An 18,959-nucleotide genomic window follows, 5' to 3' on the forward strand; every position below is an offset into this window, starting at 1 on the left:
CCGAAATGCGGTAACACGGTGGCGATATCCCGCCAAAAATATTGCGCCGGATATCTTGGTAAACCGCTGGTTTAGATCATGTTTTGGCGCCAGCTCGAAACACGATCTGTTACCGTCCGCCTTAATACGTGAACACTATGGCGAACACATCATTTCGAGGCGCAGTTGCGTGGAATGTCCGGATGAGAACCGGCTTGGCCCTGTGACTCAGGAAGCGAGCCGTTCGACGCGGCCGGTTTCCGGGTCGATGCCGTATTCCTTGAGCTTGCGGTAGAGCGTCGACCGACCGATGCCGAGACGGCGGGCGACTTCGCTCATCTGGCCGTTGTAGTGATCGATGGCGAGCTTGATCATTTCGAGTTCGACGTCGGCCAGTGCACGCACATTACCGCGCTCGTCGAGCGCCCGCAGCGTCCCGAAACGAGGCTTGGCCGGTGCATCGGCGTCGGCGGATGCGATGCCGCCAGCGGCCGATATGTTGTCGCGCGCCTGGCTGCCCGAAGCCACTCCGGAAGCTGGCCACCCTGGAGCTGGCCCCCCTGAATTGGGCAAGGCGGTACCCGAATCGAGATTGACGGTGCCCTCGACCTGCGCCCGGATCTGCGGGAATTCTTCTTCGGTCAGCATGTCGCCGTCGGCGAGCACCGAGGCCCGGAAGACGGCGTTTTCGAGCTGTCTTATGTTGCCCGGCCAGTCATAGGCCTGCAGCATGGCAAGCGCCGCAGCCGAGATGCCTCGCAGGCGGTGGCGCGGATCGGCGGGCGCCACCTTCTCCATGAAATGCTCCACCAGATAGGGGATGTCGTCGCGACGGTCGCGCAATGGCGGCACGAAGATCGGATAGACGTTCAGCCGGTAGAACAGGTCCTCGCGGAACTTGCCGTCCTTGACCTGCTGCAGCAGGTTGCGATGGGTTGCCGAGATCAGCCTGATGTCGACCCTGACGGCCGAGCGCCCGCCAACCGGATCGACCTCGCCGTCCTGTACGGCGCGCAACAGCTTGACCTGCACGTCGAGCGGCAGGTCGCCGATTTCGTCAAGGAACAGCGTGCCGGTGTGCGCTTCGACGAACTTGCCGGTATGTTTTTCGGTGGCGCCGGTGAACGAGCCCCTCTCGTGCCCGAACAGAATCGATTCGACCAGATTGTCGGGGATGGCGCCGCAATTGACTGTGACGAAGGGTTTCGAGCGGCGGTCGCCGCTGCCCTGGATGGCGCGCGCCACCAGTTCCTTGCCGACGCCGGATTCACCTTCGATCAGGATCGGAATGTTGGACGCCGCCGCCTTGCGGCCGAGCCGGATCACCCGATCCATCGCCGGACTGTGGGTGATCATGTCCTTGAACGTCAGATGGCCGCCGCGCTGCCGTGACGAGCGCTTCACTTCGCCTTCGAGCGCTTCGACCTTGAGGGCGTTGCCGATCGACGCCTGCAGCCTGTCGGGCGAGGCCGGCTTGACGACGAAGTCGAAGGCGCCGTGACGCATTGCCGAAACGACGGTTTCGATGCCGCCCTGCGCGGTCTGCACGATGACGGGAATGTGGATGCCACGCTCGCGCATCGCCTTCAGCACGCCGATGCCGTCGAGCCCAGGCATCATAAGGTCGAGGATGACCACCGACACGTCGCGCGCATTGGGTCCGTCGACAAACTCGAGACCCGCCTCGCCGCCATCGGCGACGATCGCGGTGTGGCCGAATTTCGTCACCGCCGCCTCGAGCAGCCGGCGCTGCACGGGATCGTCATCGACTATGAGTATGGAAGCTGCCATGACTGATCCGACCGTGCCCGCCCGAGAATGCGCCCTATGGATCATCTTGGCACAGGGTTCTAAATAAGCTTTCAAAAAACCCGGTGAACGAATTCCTTAGGATTTGACCGGCTTCTCGTTTCCTCGAATTTTTGTGTCTGGAAGGATCGGCAATGCGCATGGTTTTTGCTCGAAAGCTGGCGGCGGCTCCCGGTCAGGGCGTGGCGGAGCTTGGCGACCTGCCGGAATGGAATCTGGCCGATCTCTATTCGGGCATGGAAGCGCCCGAGTTGAAGCGCGACATCGCCAAGGCCGCCGCCGATGCCATCGCCTTCGAGAGCCGTTGGAAAGGCACGCTCGCCGCCGAGGCCGGGCGTGGCAGCGCCGGCAGGCTTGGCGAGGCGCTTCAGGCCTATGAAGCGCTGGAGGAGCTGATCGGCCGCATCGTCTCCTATGCCGGGCTTGTCTATGCCGGCAACACGTCGGATCCGCAGCGCGCCAAGCTCTATGGCGACATCCAGGAAAAGATGACCGATGCCAGCGCCCACCTGCTGTTTTTCGCGCTCGAGCTGAACCTCATCGACGATGGCGCGATCGAAAACGCACTCGCCGCCGATCCGGCCTTCGCCCACTACCGGCCCTGGGTGCTCGATCTGCGCAAGGACAAGCCCTATCAGCTCGAAGACCGCATCGAGCAGCTCTTCCACGAAAAGTCGATCACCGGGCGCGGCGCCTGGAACCGCCTGTTCGACGAGACGATGACCGATTTACGCTTCGACTTCGACGGCGAGGAGCTGACGCTGGAGCCGGCGCTCAATCGCCTGCAGGACGCCGACGGCGAGGTGCGCCGCCGGGCGTCCGAGGCGCTGGCCACGACCTTCCGCAAGAATTTGCGCGTCTTTACGCTGGTCACCAACACGCTGGCCAAGGACAAGGAGATTTCTGACCGCTGGCGCGGCTTCGAGGATATTGCCGATTCCCGCCATCTCGCCAACCGCGTCGAACGCAGCGTGGTGGATGCACTCGCCGCCGCGGTTCGCGACGCCTATCCGCGCCTGTCGCATCGCTATTATGCGATGAAGGCGCGCTGGCTCGGCATGGAGGTGATGAACCACTGGGACCGCAATGCGCCCCTGCCGGAGACCCCGCAGGCGGTCATCGGCTGGGACGAGGCCAAGAACACCGTGCTTTCCGCCTACCAGCGCTTTTCGCCCGACATGGCGGAGATCGCCAGAACTTTCTTCGACCGCAACTGGATCGATGCACCGGTGAGACCCGGCAAGTCGCCTGGCGCCTTCGCGCATCCGACCGTGCCTTCGGCGCATCCCTATGTGCTGCTCAACTACATGGGCAAGCCGCGCGACGTGATGACGCTGGCGCACGAGCTCGGCCACGGCGTGCACCAGGTGCTGGCCGGCGGCCAGGGCGCCTTGATGGCGTCGACGCCGCTGACGCTGGCCGAAACGGCATCGGTGTTCGGCGAGATGCTGACCTTCCGCTCGCTGCTCGAGCAGACCACCGACAAGCGCGAACGCAAGGCCATGCTCGCCCAGAAGGTCGAGGACATGATCAACACCGTCGTGCGCCAGATCGCCTTCTACGAGTTCGAGCGCAAGGTGCATGCCGAGCGCAAGAGCGGCGAATTGACCTCCGACAAGCTCGGCCAGTTCTGGCTGGAAGTGCAGGCGGAAAGCCTCGGGCCGGCGATCAAGCTGCGCGAGGGGTACGAGGTTTTCTGGACCTATATTCCGCATTTCATCCACTCGCCTTTCTACGTCTATGCCTATGCATTCGGCGATTGCCTGGTGAACTCGCTCTACGCGGTCTACCAGAACGCCGAGCGCGGTTTTCAGGAGAAATATTTTGCCATGCTGCGCGCCGGCGGCACCAAGCATCATTCCGAGCTTCTGGCGCCGTTCGGCCTCGACGCGGCCGACCCTGCCTTCTGGCAAATCGGGCTTGGCGTGATCAGCGGACTGATCGACGAGCTGGAAGCACTGGACAATTGATGCGCAACACTGGGTGATGCGCAACACCGGATGACCGGGTTTTCCAGAACAGTTTAGCTGCAATGCATATTGGCGGTGGTTCTATTCTTGTCTTGGTTATTTGTTCTTAAATAACTTTCCATGGAAGTTTTCCGTTAGATTCCCGTAAGCTGTATGATAGCGTCCGCCCTCAAGCTCAGCCGGGCACGAATGGGCCTGGTCGGAAAGTCCCGACCGGTCATGGCGTGTCGGCGGATGCGACAATGGCTGTTGGCCAGGGGCAAACCGGTCGCCGACAGCTCGATCGAAGCCGGCTGTTCTGCAAATTGCGGAACCACCATCGAATGGTCCTTCGCCGAGGTCATGGCTCTACAGGCCAGGGCGGACGGATGGGACTGGAGAGAGAAAGACAATGGGCACTTTTTTCTACATGCTCCTGGCGTTCCTGGTAGGTGTGTTGGTTGGCTGGTTCATTTGGGGACGCCTGCGTGGCGAGCTCGACAGTTTGCGCGGCGATCTAGACCGCACGCGCAGCGAACGTGACAGATTGCGGGCCGATAGCGACCGTCTGACCGGTGAGTTGGATGCATGCGGCCGCGCCCGCGCCGATCTCGAACGCCGGCTGGGCGAGGCGAAAACCACCCAGGCGCCAACCGCGAAGGCGGCAACAGCCAAGGCGCCAGCCGCCAGGACCGGCGCGATCAAAGCCGCGATGCAGGCGCCGTCAACCCTGATGTCGACATCCGCACCGGCCAAACCGGCGCCGAAGAAATCTGCAACGGCGAAGGCCGCCACCGCGCCACGCGCAAGTGCCGCGAAAACGGCAACGCAGAAACCGCCTGTATCGAAGGCGAGCGCCGCGCCCAGGACCGCGCCGGCGGCAAGCAAGGCTGCGCCAATTGCAAAGAAAGCCGCGACCGGCAAGGCAACAGCCACCGCGGCAGGCAAAGCCAACGATCTGCGTCGCCTGATCGGCATCGGCCCCACCAACGAGCGGCTGCTCAAAGGGCTTGGCGTCACGACCTATGCCCAGATCGCCGCCTGGACGCCCGACGATGTCAAGCGGATCGAGGCGACGTTGAATTTCGACGGCCGCATCGAACGTGAACGCTGGATCGAGCAGGCGAAACTGCTTGCCGCCGGTGACGAGAAGGAATTTGCGCGCCGCTTCCCGACCGCGGGGGAAGCCAGCAACACCTGACCCATCGCGAGGTGGCATTTTGGAACAAGGCGGCGCCCACTGGCGCCGCATTTGTTTTTGCCCCGCGCCTTTGCGTCTTGAGACGCCGCTCCCTCGATTGCACACGGTCGAGCCCCCATATAGATCGATCGCTGGTGACCGCAGCATTCGAGCCTTATGCCCCTGCCCTTTGCAATTTTCCGGAACGACGAGACCGCGCGTCAGCTCGTTTTCGACCGGCCGGCCGAGATAATCGCAGCGCATGGCGAGGCGGACTTTTTGCCGGTCCTGGAAGCAGCGCAGGCAGCACATGACGGCGGCAAATGGCTGGCCGGCTATTTCTCCTATGAGGCCGGTTACCTGCTCGAACCCAAGCTCGTTCCGCTGCTGCCGGCCGGCCGCCGCGCCCCGCTTTTCTGCCTCGGCGTGTTCGATGCGCCAGCCGAAGAGACGATCGCGCCAGGCGATCTGCCGGCCAGCAACGGCCCAATCTTCGACGCTAAGGCAGCCTGGTCTTCGGATGACTACGCCAAACGCTTTGCCAGCCTGCATGACCATATCCGCAAGGGCGACTGCTACCAGGGCAATCTGACCTTTCCGGTCCACGCACAATGGTCGGGCGATCCACTGGTCGCCTTCAACGCGCTGACTGAACGCCAGCCGGTGAAGTATGGGGCGCTGGTCGCGCTCGGCGATCCGATCGTCTTGTCGCGTTCGCCCGAACTGTTCTTCGAGGTCGACGCGGAAGGCATGATCGAGACGCATCCGATGAAGGGCACCGCGCCGCGCGGCGCAACAAAAGCCGAGGACGATCGCCTGAAAGCGTTCTTGCGCAACGACGAGAAGAACCAGGCCGAGAACCGGATGATTGTCGATCTCCTGCGCAACGACATCTCACTGATCAGCGAGGTTGGCACGCTCGATGTGCCGGAGCTTTTCCGCATCGAGAGCTACCCGACCGTCCACCAGATGGTGAGCCGCGTGCGGGCGAAACTCTTGCCCGGCCTTACCATCCGCCAGATTTTCGCCGCGCTGTTCCCCTGCGGTTCGATCACCGGCGCGCCGAAGATCCGCGCCATGGAGATCCTGCGCGAGCTGGAAGCTGGCCCGCGCGATGTCTACTGCGGCGCCATAGGCTGGATCGCGCCCGGCGGCCGGATGCGCTTTTCGGTGGCGATCCGCACCATCTCGCTCTTTGCCGATGGCGAGGCGGTCTACAATGTCGGCGGTGGCGTCGTCTTCGATTCGACAGCCGAAGAGGAGTACCAGGAGTGTCTGCTGAAAGCCCGTTTCGCGACGGGAACACTGCCGATTTCGAACTGATCGAAACAATGCGCTGGGAACCCGGCTCGGGTTTCCTCCGTTTAGACCGCCATCTCGCGCGGCTCTACGGCTCGGCAAACGAACTCGGCTTCGCCTGCGATCCGCAACGGGTCGGCGAAGCGCTGATGAATGCGGTTGGCCACCAACAGATCGCGTTGCGCACCCGCCTCGTCCTGTCGCGCAATGGCGAAGTCGCGGTTTCGGTGCAGCCCTACGAGCCGATTGCCGCCGACAAGGTCTGGATCCTGCAGCTGGCACGGGTGCGGCTTGATTCGAGCGACATGCTGCTGCGCCACAAGACCAGCCGCCGACAAACCTATACGCGCGCCCGCGCCGAATATCTCGCCAGCCGCGCCGACGAGGTACTGCTCGCCAATGAGCGCGGCGAAATCTGCGAGGGCACGATCACCAACGTCTTTGCCGATTTCGGCGACGGCATGCTGGCCACGCCACGGCTCGATTGCGGCCTGCTGCCTGGCGTCCTGCGCGGTGAACTGCTGGATCAAGGCCGCGCCGGTGAAGCGGTCTACACGTGGAACGAACTGAAATCGGCCAAGGCGCTGTTCGTCGGCAACTCGCTGCGCGGATTGATCCCGGCGCGGCTGGGCTGAAGCATCGGGAGACAACAATGTTCGTGGTTTCGCTGAACTACAAGGTGCCGCTGACCGAGATCGACCGCCTGCAGCAAGCGCATGTCGAGTGGCTGAAGGCCTGCTATGCGCAAGGCATCTTTGTCGCCTCCGGGCCGAAGCGGCCGAGGACCGGCGGCATCATCATCGCGCACGGTCCACGCGAGGAGCTCGATGCCAGACTGGCGGACGATCCCTTCGCCAAGGCAGGTGCCGCCGACTACGAAATCACCGAATTCACGGCGAGAATGGCCGCTGCCGCACTGGAAGCCTACAAAGAAGCATGAGTTTCCGCCCACCGACCCACACACCCTATGACGGCTCGTCGAAACTGTTCACCATCGGGCTGAAACCGCTCAATCTCGAAAGCTGGATCGAGGTCGACCAATATCTGCTGCCGTATCTTGCCGAGAAACGCCGGCTTTACACGGAAATTCCCGACAAGGTTTTTGTCGAGGAGCAAGCAACGCGCGACGCCCAGCGCGAAGTGCTCGATCTGCTCGGTGCGCATCTGGCGGCGAACTTTCCTGATACCCACAGGCGTACCGCCGACGCGATCGAGGTGATCGGCGGCACCGACAATCTCGAAGGCTCAGGCACCGCAGCTTCTTTCAGCGATGCGCCGCTTGTCGCGGCCTCGTTGCTCGTCCAGGAGGATTTGATCCTGATGCGCCGCGATGAGAGCGGCTGGCGCCTGGCGGCCGGCTCGCTCTGCTTCCCGTCGTCATGGTCGCTGACCGAAAAATTCGGCAAGCCGCTGCAGCAGATCCACGCGCCGGTACCGGGTTTCGGCCCAGGCACACGCCCCGCCGATCTCATCAACCGCATGTTCGACGGCCTCCAGGGCCAAGCCGTCGAGCGCTACAACTGGTCGATCCAGGCGGGCGACGCGCTCTACCATCCGCTCTCCAACCTCGAGCGCATCGATCGCGCCAGCAATCGCCCGTCGCGATTCCCGGACGGCGACATCGACGCCCATGCCTTTATCCGCGTCGAGCGGCAGACGTTGAGAAAACTCCCCGTCTCGGGCGACATACTCTTCACCATCCGCATCCATCTCGACCCGCTCGCCGTGCTGGAGCGCCACCGCGACCGCGCGGCGCTCGCAGCGTCCTTTGCCGAACAACTTCTGGCGCTGGACGAGGCACAGCTCGACTACAAGGGGATGACCGCCGACCGTGACCGGTTGGTCGAGCGGCTCGGGGCGCTGGCGCTGTCCTAGTACTACAGTTGCTAGAGCAGTTCGTCGTTTCACGGAAGCGCCGAACCGCTCTATCTCTTTGTCCTTGCTTGTTCTTGCGCAATTCCGGACGGAAAACCGTTTCACACTTTTCCTGGGATTCCCTAAATCGCAGCCACGCCCAGCAGCAGGATCGCGGACATCGCGGTAAAGACTGTGACGTTGACATCCCACCGCCAGCCCACCGGTCCAAACGGCGGCCGGAACGGCAGATAGCCGTTCTCGTCATACAGCACGCCGCCGTAGATCGGCCGCGAGAGCATGGCCGCGAAGAATGCTCCATACATGGCCGCGGCCAATCCCCCCGCGAGATAGAGCCGCTCGGCTTCGAGTTGCCCCTTGATCCAGATAAGTCCGAGCGCAATCAGCGCCACTCCGGTGTAGCTCAACACCTGCCAGACGACGTGAAACCGGGCGTGGGGAGTCCAGAGCGGATTGGTGGCGTGGGTGGCGTTCAAGTCGGCTTTGATCGTCACCACACCGTAGCCCACGGTCGCGACGCTCAGCAGAATTCGAGCAAGCAGATGACTGTCGTAAGCGAGTTCCATCGCATTTTCCTCCCTTATGCAGGAACGACTTGAATGGCGCCCTGGGCACAGAAGAGCTGCCCATCGGCCAGCCGCGCATAATTATGAACGATCCCCTCCTCGTGGTCCTGCAACTGCACAATGAAGTTGCCGCTCTGCTCCGTCCAGCTCGCGAGCACGAGATTCGGGCGCACGCTGATCAGGCCGACGTTGACCACCTCATCGATTTCGGTGGTCCCGATCGACGCCTGGATATGCAATTCCTGAGGCGAGAGAAACGTCAACCGCGGTACGAAGGGGCCGAAAACGCAGTCGAAAGTCTTGCCGACGAGCGAGGCTGGAAAAACATCGGTTTCTGCCATCATCCTCTCCTTGGGCATGGCCGCTGCGGCCACGCCATTTGACGATCTTCAATGTCTAGTCGCAAAAATCCTCAGAATAAATGTTCTTGGAGCGCTCCAAGAGACACGATCCGCCAATTTCGATCTTGAGTCAATAAAATTCTTGGAGCGCTCCAAAAAATGGTCTACCTCAGGGAAAACGAGTGAATCGCCAATGCCCACCCTAGCCGATGTCGGCAAGGCTGCCGGAGTTTCCCGGGGGACTGTCTCCAACGTCTTCAACCGGCCGGAGCTGGTCAGGCCTGAATTGCGCGAGCGCGTCGAAGCGGCCGCGCGAGCGCTCGGGTTTGGCGGCCCCGATCCGAAAGGACGATTGCTGCGGGACGGCAAGTTCAATGCCATCGGGTTCATGCCGCCTGGCGCCTATGCCATCTCCGAAGTGATGAGAAGCCCATACGGCCGCGAGCTGGTGCTCGGCGTTTCGCTCGCCTGCGACGAGGCTGGAACGACGCTCAGCCTTGTAAACGGCACCGACAACACGCGCTTCGCCAGCATCCGCGATGCCCTGGTTGACGGCTTTATCCTTGGTCACAGCGCCGACATTGGTCTCATAGTTTCGGTCCAGAGACGCCGTCTGCCCTTCGTCATTCTCGAAAGCGACGCAGGTCCCGACATCAATTCGATAAAGATCGACGGCCGGAGCGGCGCGGTTGCTGCAGTCCGGCATTTGACCGGGCTGGGGCACCGGCATTTTGCCATCCTTTCGGTGCGCCGGACTCCCGGCCCGCCGATTGTCCACATGCCCGGACACGCAACGCGCCCGCTTCTGGCCGGCTTCCCGCTGGATGACGAAAGGCTCGACGGTTTCAAACAGGGTTTGGCGGAGGCGAATTTATCGATCGACGATGTCCCGATCATCGAGACGATACCAGGCGAGCCGTCTGCCGGAGCAGTAGTGTTCGACAGGGCGCCTGAAGCAACCGCGATCCTGACCATGTCGGATTGGCAGGCAATCACGATATTGGACGAGGCGGTTCGCCGCGGCATAGACGTGCCGGGCCACGTATCGGTCGTCGGCTTCGATGGCACCGCTGAATCTGCACGCACCACGCCTCCGATGACCACTGTCGCGCAAGACGTGATCGGAAAAGGCAGGCTTGCCGCCCGAATGGTTCTTGACAATGAAGCCCCCCGCCAGGTCGTTCTGCCGGTAGAACTGGTGGTTCGAGCCTCCACAGCCGCGCCGAGGGCAAAAATCCGCTGAAACGGGCGGACGTGCCATCCGCACCAAGGGGCGGCGCTCGCAGCGTCTTTTCGCTGAGCAGCGTCTGGCACTGAACGAGGCACAACTTGACTATAAGTGCCTGACAGCCGACCGTGACTGCCGGCGGTAGACAACTGTAACTTGTGGCTTGGGGAACAATGATCCAGCATCTTGGCAGGCCGGTCACGTTCGTGGCCGCGATCCTGGTACTGTCGACAGCAGCCGAGGCGGAGCCGGTGACTTATGCCGGCAAGCTTGGAAAAAGCGATATCGTCGTCGAATTCACCGGCGACCCCGCGGCCGGCGACGGCCCGCTGGCCGGCCGCTACTTCTACCGCTCGAAGGGCGTCGACATCCCGCTGCAAGCCAGGTCGCAGAAGGGCAGCAAGTTCGAACTGGCCGAGGAGGAGGCATGCGGCGCCGACAATTGCGATGGCGGAAAGGCCGCGCCGATCGCCGCCGTGTGGCGCCTGGCCTCATCCAGTAACGGCAAGACACTTGAAGGCAGCTGGAACGGAAAGAGGGCGCTGCCGCTCAGATTGGAACGGGTCGCAAGTCGGCAGGTGACCGGGAACGAGCCCGGCAGCCCTCTCGATCTCTACGATTTCAGCTTCATGAAGTTCTTCGGCAATGACACGCCGATCACCATGGAAACGTCCCCCTATGACTATCTGCGGATGGACACTCGGCTCGATAACGGCAAGGCGACTGGCTGGCCGGACGCAACCTACCGCTATGTCGTCGACCCCCGCACCAAATTCGCCACGCCGCGCATCGTCGAACTGTCCGGCAACGTTTCGGTCGAGGCCGCGAATGCTCTGCTGCAAGACAGGCAGTGGCGCGCAAACATCGGCGCACTGGGCTGCGTGGCGGCGCAATATGCCGGTTTCAACGAAGGCGGGCCGATTGACGGTGTGAACGACGGCACGCTCGGCGGCTATGCGGACAGCACATTCGAAGTGAGCTCGCTGACGCCGCGGCTGATAAGCTGGCGGGAATCCGGCAGCATCTTCTGCGGCGGAGCGCATCCGACCAACTATTCGGACGCCTACATCATGGATGTGCGGCGCGGCGTCCTGCTTGGCCTCCAGGACATTTTCTCGGATACGGTGGATGGCAAGCCAGGTCCTTCCCTCGCCTCCTTGGTCAAGCAGCGGCGCAAGAAACCGACCGATCAGACCGACATCGATCACGAAGCCGAATGCGGCATGGACGATCTCATCGGCGAATATCTGGCGGTCAGCCTCTGGCGTGAGGGCGACAAGCAGGTTCTGGTGTTCGGGCTCCAGACCCTACCGCATGCCATCCAGGCCTGCGCCGACGATCTGCTGGAACTGCCGGTCTCCGAGGCACGTGCCCTCTTCAAGCCTGAATTCGCAAGACTGGTCGAGCCGTAGCCGGGATGGCGCGGCGTAAAGCCGGTCGTCCGCTTTTCGCTTTATTGTGACAATGATCTATGGTTTGTCGCGCCGCGGCCAAGCCGCTGTTCCGAAGCGTTTTTTGAGGGAGTAATCGATAAATGGCGAATGAAAACTGGCCCGTTTACGGTGAGATCACCGGCCCTGTCGTGATGATCGGCTTCGGCTCGATCGGACGGGGAACGCTGCCGCTGATCGAGCGCCATTTCAAATTCGACAAGTCGCGCATGACGGTCATCGACCCGCGCGACGCCGACCGCAAATTGCTCGACGAGCGCGGCATCACTTTCATGCAGGATGCAGTGACCAAGAAGAACTACAAGAAGCTGCTGACGCCGCTTTTGACCAATGGCGGCGGCCAGGGCTTCTGTGTCAACCTGTCGGTCGACACTTCCTCGCTCGAGTTGATGAAGCTCTGCCGCAAGCTTGGCGTCCTCTATATCGACACGGTGGTCGAGCCCTGGCTCGGCTTTTATTTCGACGAAAAGGCCGACAACGCCTCACGCACCAATTATGCGCTGCGCGAAACGGTGCGTACCGAAATCGCGAAGAACCCGGGCGGGACCACGGCGATCTCATGCTGCGGCGCCAATCCCGGCATGGTCTCGTGGTTCGTCAAGCAGGCACTGGTCAACCTCGCCACAGATCTTGGCCTCGACTTCGCGGAACCCGCGCAGCACGATCGCGAAGGCTGGGCCAAGCTGATGAAGAAGGCCGGCGTCAAGGGCATCCATATCGCCGAGCGCGACACCCAGCGCACCAAGAAACCCAAGCCGATGAACGTGTTCTGGAACACCTGGTCGGTCGAAGGCTTCATTTCGGAAGGCCTGCAGCCGGCCGAGCTCGGTTGGGGCACGCACGAGGCGTGGATGCCGAAGAACGCCAATAAGCACAAGAACGGCTCGAAGGCCGCTATCTTTCTGGAGCAGCCCGGCGCCAACACGCGCGTGCGCACATGGTGCCCGACGGCCGGTCCGCAATACGGCTTCCTGGTGACGCATAATGAGGCGATTTCGATTGCCGATTTCTTCACCTTGCATGGCAAGAAGGGCAAGGTGCAGTACCGGCCGACCTGCCATTACGCCTATCATCCCTGCAACGACGCCGTGCTGTCGCTGCACGAGATGTTCGGTGCCGCCGGCAAGGCTCAGCCCGTGCATCACGTGCTCGACGAAAACGAATTGGTCGATGGCATCGACGAACTCGGCGTGCTGCTCTACGGCCACGCCAAGAACGCCTACTGGTACGGCTCGCAGCTGTCGCTGGCCGAGGCGCGCAAGCTGGCGCCCTATCAGAACGCCACCGGCATGCAGGTCACGTCGGCGGTGCTGGCGGGCATGGTCTGGGCGCTGGAAAATCCGGAGGCCGGCATTGTCGAAGCCGACGAGATGGATTACAAGCGCTGCCTCGACGTGCAGAACCCCTATCTGGGGCCGGTCAGGAGCTATTATACGGACTGGACACCGCTCGACAATCGGCCTGGTCTGTTTCCCGAGGACCTCGACACCAAAGACCCGTGGCAATTCCGCAACATCCTCGTTCGATAGCAGCGTTGCCTCGACACTCCGCCAGCTTGCAATCGCCCGGAAATCGGGCGATTGAAGAGGGGCGGCCTAGAGCGACGTGCGTCCATTTGGACGCACAAAGTACGCTCCAGCACTTTGAATGTGCGCATCGTGCTTTCCGAAAATCGGATCGATTTTCGAGCCGATGCGAGAGGAGAGGATCTTGATGATGACGATTGCGCAAAGACTGCTTTCGGCTGGCATTGCCGCGGCCGCTGCCGTCACGTTGGCGGCCTGCACCACCACCGGCCCGGGCGAGCCACCGGTGATCACCGCCAAAGGGGTCGAAGGCTCCTGGATCGACGCGCAGGGCACCGGCTTATCCACCTTCAAGGGCGGCAGCTTCGCGACCGTCGCCACCGATACCGGTCAGAAGCTTGCCGATGGCAGCTACACCATGACCGGCGGCACCTCGGTCGAGATCCATGGCACTTCGCTGATCCGCCAGACGCCGATCAGCTTCAACTGCTTGATGGTCTCGACCAGCCAGCTCAATTGCACCAGCGCGAGCGGACAGAATTTTGTGCTGACCAGGCGCACCTGAAGTTCGATTCCGAATTGACTTTGCACAAGGCGGCGGCTTCAAGCCGCCGTTTTCTTGCGCCGGCAAAGCTGATGCCGATTTCCGCTTGCATCGACTGAAACGCGATGTGAACATGGCCCGAGAGGCTGTTACATCCAGGTCAAACAAGAGCGTTAAACGCGTCTGCGCATGACCCCGAAAATCGGAGTCGATTTTCGGAAAGGATCATGCGCAAAATAAAAATGGTACAGCGTCCTTTGCGCGTCCCAAATGACGCGCGGCGCTGTACTCGAGTCATCCGGGAGACGAGAATGAAGAAGATCGCTGCCATCGCCGCGCTGTCGGCATCGGCGCTTGGCCTGTCGGCAGGGGCATCCTTTGCCGACTACACGCTGAACATCCTGCACATCAACGACTGGCACAGCCGCATCGAGAGCAACAACAAGTACGAATCGACCTGCTCGGCCGAGGAGGAGACCAAGGGTGAATGCGTCGGCGGCGCCGCCCGCCTCGTCACAGCGATCGCGCAGGAGCGCAAGAAGCTGGAAGGCCAGAACGTGCTGCTGCTCAGCGCCGGCGACAATTTCCAGGGCTCACTCTTCTACACGACCTACAAGGGCAAGACAGAAGGCGAATTCCTCAACCAGATGAAGTTCGATGCCGAGGCTCTCGGCAACCATGAGTTCGACGATGGCGAGTCGGCGCTGGCGCCGTTTCTCGACATGATCCAGTTTCCGGTGCTCGGCGCCAACGTGAAGGCCAATGCGCAATCCAAGCTCGGCGACCGCGTCAAGCCATCGATCGTGGTCGAGGTCGGCGGCCAGAAGATCGGCATCGTCGGTGCGGTCACCAACGACACGCCGGAGCTTGCCTCGCCTGGCCCGAACATCGCCATCGAAGACGACGTCAAGTCGATCACCGCCGAGGTCGAGAAACTGAAGGGAGAGCGCGTCAACAAAATCATCGCGGTCACCCACATCGGCTACAAGCGCGAGCGCGACGTGATCGCCAAGATCCCGGGCGTCGACGTGGTGGTCGGCGGCCACAGCCATTCGCTGCTCTCCAACACCGACCCCAAGGCGGAAGGCCCTTATCCGACGATGGTCGACAATCCGGACGGCTACAAAGTGCCGGTCGTCCAGGCGGCGTCCTATTCGAAATATCTCGGCGAGCTCAAGGTCGTGTTCGACGACAACGGCGTTGTCAAAGAGGCGAGCGGCGATCCCATCCATCTCGACAAATCGATCACGCCCGACCCCGCCGTGCTTGCCCGCATCAAGGAACTCGGCGCGCCGATCGAGGCTTTGAAGAACAAGGAAGTCGCCGAGACCACCAAGGCGATCGACGGCAGTCGGGAAAACTGCCGCGCCCGCGAATGCGAGATGGGCAATCTGGTCTCCGACGCCGTCCTCGACCGGGTCAGGGGCCAGGGTGTCGAGATCGTCATCTCGAATGGCGGCGGCTTGCGCGCCTCGATCGACCAGGGCACCGTCACTATGGGTGAGATTCTCACCGTTCTGCCGTTTCAGAACACGCTGGCGACCTTCCATATCTCCGGCAAGGATCTGGTTGCCGGCCTCGAAAGCGGCCTCAGCCAGGTCGAGGACGGCGCCGGGCGCTTCCCGCAGGTTGCCGGCCTGAAATATGCGTTCGACAGATCGGCACCGCCTAACGGACGCGTCAAATCGGTCGAGGTCATGGAAGGCGGCGTCTGGACGCCGATCAAGCCGGACAAGGATTACCTTGTCGCCACCAACAACTATGTCCGCCAGGGCGGCGACGGCTATAAGGTGTTCGCCGAGAAGGCCAAGAACGCCTATGATTACGGCCCGGGGCTGGAACAGGTCGTCGCCGATTACCTCGGCACGCACCGGCCCTATACGCCCAAGCTCGACGGCCGCATCACCGAGATCGCCGCGACCGTGGCCCCGGCCGCGGAACCGGCCAAGCCTGCCGAACCGCCAAAACCTGCTGAGGCTGCGCCGGTAAAGCCTGCTGAACCGGCAATGCCCGAAATGCCGGCCGGCTCAGGCGACATTTCCAAGACACCGCCGGCCGTCCCGGCGGAAACCGCGCCGGCGGCACCCGCACCCGCCGAGCCGGCCCAGCCGGCGGCACCTGCGGCTCCGGTCACACCGGCTCCGGCGACCCCTGCTCCGGCCGAGCCCGCCGAGACAGCGCCGGCCCCGAGTCAGCCGGCCCCAAGTGAACCGGCGCCAACCGAGCTGGCAAAACCTGCCGAGCCCGCCAAGCCGGCTGAGCCGGCACCGGCCGAAGGCAGCCATGTAATCGTCGCCGGTGATACCTACTGGGATCTCGCGGTGAAGGCCTATGGCGACGGCACCAAATGGAAAATGATTTCCGATGCCAACAAAGCCTACGAGCCACGCCGGCTGCCGGTCGGCGCAACTTTGACGATCCCGGCGGCGTCGAAGTAATCCGGCCGCAGGAACGCAATGCACCCGCCCGGCAGACCGGGCGGGTGTTGCATTTCTGGGATAAGGTGCGGCCAGACGCAGCATTTGAAAACCGGGGCGGCATCGCTAATTTCGCCGCGGCACCGTTGGTTCGCGGTGTTGGAGAACCTCATGACGCTTGCCAACCCTGCTGAAATCAAAGCCGAGAAGACCGCCGCCTCGCCGTCGGCAGGGCGCCCTCCGGTCAGGACCGGCAAGGTCGGTGTCATGCTGATCAATCTCGGCACCCCCGACGGCACCGGCTTCAAGCCGATGTGGCGCTACCTCCGGGAGTTTCTGTCCGATCCACGCGTCATCGAGCTAAACAAGGCGATCTGGTATCCGATCCTCTACGGCGTGGTCCTCACCACCCGGCCGAAGAAGTCGGGCGCCAACTATGCCAGGATATGGAACCGGGAGCGCAACGAGTCGCCGCTGCGCACCTACACCCGCGCCCAGGCCGAGAAGCTCGGGCTCGCGCTCGGCGACCTACCCAATGTCGTTGTCGACTGGGCGATGCGCTACGGCAACCCTTCGACCGCGAGCGTGGCCGAGAGGCTGGTCGAGCAAGGCTGCGACCGCATCCTGTCTTTCCCGCTCTATCCGCAATATTCGGCGACGACGACTGCGACTGCCAACGACCAGCTGTTTCGCGCGCTGATGAAGATGCGCCGCGCCCCGGCCATTCGCAGCGTGCCGCCCTATTACAACGAGCCGGCCTATATCGAGGCGCTCGCCCGTTCGATCGAAAAGCATCTGGCGAACCTCGACTTCGAACCGGAAATTGTCATCGCTTCCTATCACGGCATTCCGAAACCCTATTCCGACAAGGGCGATCCCTACCAAGCCCATTGCCTCGAGACGACGCGGCTGCTGCGCGAAAAGCTCGGCTGGGATGAAAACAAGCTGATCACCACCTTTCAGTCGCGCTTCGGCGCGCAGGAATGGCTGCAGCCCTACACCGACAAGACGGTCGAAAGACTAGGGCGCGAAGGCGTAAAATCGATCGCCATCGTCAACCCCGGCTTTTCCGTCGACTGCATCGAGACGCTGGACGAGATCGGCAGGGAAGCGGCCGAGACCTTCCATCATGCCGGCGGCGAAAAGTTCGCACACATCCCTTGCCTCAACGACAGTACCGAGGGCATGGCGGTGATCGAGGCAATGGTGCGGCGCGAGCTGTCCGGCTGGGCCTGAACAGATCACCCGTCTATTCACCGGCAATCCATGATCACCTGATTGTAACGTTGCTGAAACACACTTAAGTGTTTGATCAAGCCGGCCGCGTGGAACTGTCCGGCATGGCCGGCCTTTGAGGGGAGAGCCAAATGGGTTTCAGTGGTTTCGATATCGCGCTTCTTGTTCTTGTCGCCCTTGTCGTGCTGGTGCTTTTCAAAGGCATCCGGACAATTCCGCAAGGCTATAATTATACCGTCGAACGCTTCGGCCGTTACACCAAGACATTGAGCCCGGGCCTCAACCTCATCATGCCCTTCGTCGATCGTATCGGCGCCAAGATGAACATGATGGAGCAGGTGCTCGACGTCCCGACGCAGGAGATCATCACGCGCGACAACGCCACTGTTGCCGTCGATGGCGTCGCCTTCTATCAGGTGCTCAACGCGGCGCAGGCCGCCTACCAGGTCGCCGGCCTGCAGAACGCTATCCTCAATTTGACGATGACCAACATCCGCACCGTCATGGGCTCGATGGACCTCGACGAGCTGTTGTCGAACCGCGACGCCATCAACGAGCGCCTGCTGCGCGTCGTCGACGAGGCCGCGCATCCCTGGGGCATCAAGATCACCCGTGTCGAGATCAAGGACATCAACCCGCCGGCCAATCTCGTCGAATCGATGGGCCGCCAGATGATGGCCGAGCGCAATAAGCGCGCCCAGATCCTCGCCGCCGAGGGCCTCAAGCAGTCGCAGATTCTGGAGGCCGAGGGGCGCAAGGAAGCCGCCTTCCGCGACGCCGAGGCGCGCGAGCGATCGGCCGAGGCTGAAGCACGCGCCACGCAGGTGGTGTCGGAGGCGATTTCCAAGGGTGACGTGCAGGCGCTCAACTACTTCGTCGCGCTGAAATACACGGAAGCGCTGACCAGGATCGGCTCCGCGACAAACAGTAAACTCGTGCTGATGCCGATAGAGGCTTCCTCACTGATCGGCACGCTTGGCGGCATTGGCGAAATCGCCAGGGAAGTTTTCAAGGGCGAAGGCACCGCCGGTCCAGCACGACAGGCCCGCCCGCCCGTGGTTCGTCCCAGCGAGACCTGAGGCCATGTTCGACCGCATTGTTTCCGAACTCGGCCCGTGGAGCTGGATGGTCCTCGGCCTCATCCTGCTGGTGATGGAGGTCATCGCGCCCGGCATTTTCATGCTGTGGATCGGCATTGCCGCGCTGTTGATCGGCGTCGTCTCGCTGCTCATCTGGGACGCCGGTTTCTGGACCTGGCAGGTCCAGGTCGTCGCCTTCCTCGTGCTGTCGCTGGTCTCGGCTTATGTCGGCAAGCGGCTGGTGGGCGGACGCCACGATGAGACCGACCAGCCTCTGCTCAACCGCCGCGGCGCACAGATGGTCGGCCGGACGGCGACCCTTGCCGAGCCGATCAAGAATGGGCGCGGCCGCATCAAGCTGGGCGACACGTTGTGGCGTGTCTCCGGCCCCGACCTCCCGGCCGGCACGCAGGTGCGCGTGACGGGTGCCGCTGATACCGATCTGGAACTGACGGTCGAGGCGGTCTAGAAAACTCGCCA

At 62.4% G+C, this 18,959-nt stretch carries 17 protein-coding genes; 14 read left to right on the forward strand and 3 right to left on the reverse strand.

Going from position 1 to position 18,959, the window contains the following annotated elements; all coding sequences use genetic code 11:
* Positions 1 to 207 precede the first annotated feature (207 nt).
* The gene (locus NKJ84_RS10090; protein ID WP_352506324.1) at positions 208 to 1,770 is read right to left on the reverse strand and encodes a sigma-54-dependent transcriptional regulator; all 1,563 of its coding nucleotides are present in this window, start codon (positions 1,768 to 1,770) and stop codon (positions 208 to 210) included.
* 152 nt (positions 1,771 to 1,922) lie between these two features.
* On the opposite strand from NKJ84_RS10090, the gene NKJ84_RS10095 reads away from it, so the two are divergent.
* From NKJ84_RS10095 to NKJ84_RS10120, 6 genes are all read left to right on the forward strand, one after another.
* Positions 1,923 to 3,758: a M3 family oligoendopeptidase gene (locus NKJ84_RS10095; protein WP_352506325.1), complete on the forward strand. Its 1,836-nt coding sequence runs from the start codon at positions 1,923 to 1,925 to the stop codon at positions 3,756 to 3,758.
* Positions 3,759 to 4,149: 391 nt separating this feature from the next.
* Positions 4,150 to 4,938, forward strand: a complete 789-nt coding sequence (locus NKJ84_RS10100) for a helix-hairpin-helix domain-containing protein (protein WP_352506326.1) — start codon at positions 4,150 to 4,152, stop codon at positions 4,936 to 4,938.
* Between the two features lie 156 nt (positions 4,939 to 5,094).
* Positions 5,095 to 6,240, forward strand: coding sequence for an aminodeoxychorismate synthase component I (locus tag NKJ84_RS10105; RefSeq protein WP_352506327.1), 1,146 nt, complete (start codon positions 5,095 to 5,097; stop codon positions 6,238 to 6,240).
* The gene (locus NKJ84_RS10110) at positions 6,189 to 6,851 is read left to right on the forward strand and encodes an aminotransferase class IV family protein (RefSeq protein ID WP_352506328.1); all 663 of its coding nucleotides are present in this window, start codon (positions 6,189 to 6,191) and stop codon (positions 6,849 to 6,851) included. The genes NKJ84_RS10105 and NKJ84_RS10110 overlap by 52 nt, the downstream gene beginning before the upstream one ends.
* 17 nt (positions 6,852 to 6,868) lie before the next feature.
* Positions 6,869 to 7,156, forward strand: a complete 288-nt coding sequence (locus NKJ84_RS10115) for a YciI family protein (protein ID WP_352506329.1) — start codon at positions 6,869 to 6,871, stop codon at positions 7,154 to 7,156.
* Positions 7,153 to 8,091: a heme-dependent oxidative N-demethylase family protein gene (locus NKJ84_RS10120; RefSeq protein ID WP_352506330.1), complete on the forward strand. Its 939-nt coding sequence runs from the start codon at positions 7,153 to 7,155 to the stop codon at positions 8,089 to 8,091. The genes NKJ84_RS10115 and NKJ84_RS10120 overlap by 4 nt, the downstream gene beginning before the upstream one ends.
* A 122-nt stretch (positions 8,092 to 8,213) precedes the next feature.
* Here the strand turns inward: NKJ84_RS10120 and NKJ84_RS10125 are convergent, their stop codons facing one another.
* Positions 8,214 to 8,657: a DUF6640 family protein gene (locus tag NKJ84_RS10125; RefSeq protein WP_352506331.1), complete on the reverse strand. Its 444-nt coding sequence runs from the start codon at positions 8,655 to 8,657 to the stop codon at positions 8,214 to 8,216.
* 14 nt (positions 8,658 to 8,671) lie between these two features.
* Positions 8,672 to 8,998 carry a MoaF-related domain-containing protein gene (locus NKJ84_RS10130; RefSeq protein WP_352506332.1) on the reverse strand — a complete coding sequence of 109 codons (327 nt, stop codon included), beginning with the start codon at positions 8,996 to 8,998 and terminating at the stop codon, positions 8,672 to 8,674.
* A 193-nt stretch (positions 8,999 to 9,191) separates the two neighbouring features.
* Between NKJ84_RS10130 and NKJ84_RS10135 the strand changes: the two genes are divergently transcribed.
* From NKJ84_RS10135 to NKJ84_RS10170, 8 genes are all read left to right on the forward strand, one after another.
* Entirely contained in the window at positions 9,192 to 10,241 is a 1,050-nt protein-coding gene (locus NKJ84_RS10135; protein WP_352506333.1) for a LacI family DNA-binding transcriptional regulator, read from the forward strand.
* A 158-nt stretch (positions 10,242 to 10,399) separates the two neighbouring features.
* Positions 10,400 to 11,638, forward strand: a complete 1,239-nt coding sequence (locus NKJ84_RS10140) for a hypothetical protein (protein WP_352506334.1) — start codon at positions 10,400 to 10,402, stop codon at positions 11,636 to 11,638.
* A gap of 122 nt (positions 11,639 to 11,760) precedes the next feature.
* Complete coding sequence (locus tag NKJ84_RS10145) at positions 11,761 to 13,206, forward strand: homospermidine synthase (RefSeq protein ID WP_352506335.1); 1,446 nt, start codon at positions 11,761 to 11,763, stop codon at positions 13,204 to 13,206.
* A gap of 187 nt (positions 13,207 to 13,393) precedes the next feature.
* Positions 13,394 to 13,768, forward strand: a complete 375-nt coding sequence (omp10, locus tag NKJ84_RS10150; protein WP_254817073.1) for an outer membrane lipoprotein Omp10 — start codon at positions 13,394 to 13,396, stop codon at positions 13,766 to 13,768.
* A 290-nt stretch (positions 13,769 to 14,058) separates the two neighbouring features.
* On the forward strand, positions 14,059 to 16,185 hold the full coding sequence (locus tag NKJ84_RS10155; protein WP_352506336.1) for a 5'-nucleotidase C-terminal domain-containing protein: 2,127 nt from the start codon (positions 14,059 to 14,061) through the stop codon (positions 16,183 to 16,185).
* Positions 16,186 to 16,335: 150 nt separating this feature from the next.
* The gene (gene hemH, locus NKJ84_RS10160; RefSeq protein ID WP_352506337.1) at positions 16,336 to 17,400 is read left to right on the forward strand and encodes a ferrochelatase; all 1,065 of its coding nucleotides are present in this window, start codon (positions 16,336 to 16,338) and stop codon (positions 17,398 to 17,400) included.
* A 131-nt stretch (positions 17,401 to 17,531) separates the two neighbouring features.
* Positions 17,532 to 18,479, forward strand: coding sequence for an SPFH domain-containing protein (locus tag NKJ84_RS10165; protein WP_254816928.1), 948 nt, complete (start codon positions 17,532 to 17,534; stop codon positions 18,477 to 18,479).
* Between the two features lie 4 nt (positions 18,480 to 18,483).
* Positions 18,484 to 18,948: an NfeD family protein gene (locus NKJ84_RS10170; protein WP_352506338.1), complete on the forward strand. Its 465-nt coding sequence runs from the start codon at positions 18,484 to 18,486 to the stop codon at positions 18,946 to 18,948.
* Positions 18,949 to 18,959: the final 11 nt, after the last annotated feature.

It is taken from the genome of Mesorhizobium sp. M0048, assembly GCF_040323405.1.
Taxonomy (GTDB): Bacteria; Pseudomonadota; Alphaproteobacteria; order Rhizobiales; family Rhizobiaceae; genus Mesorhizobium.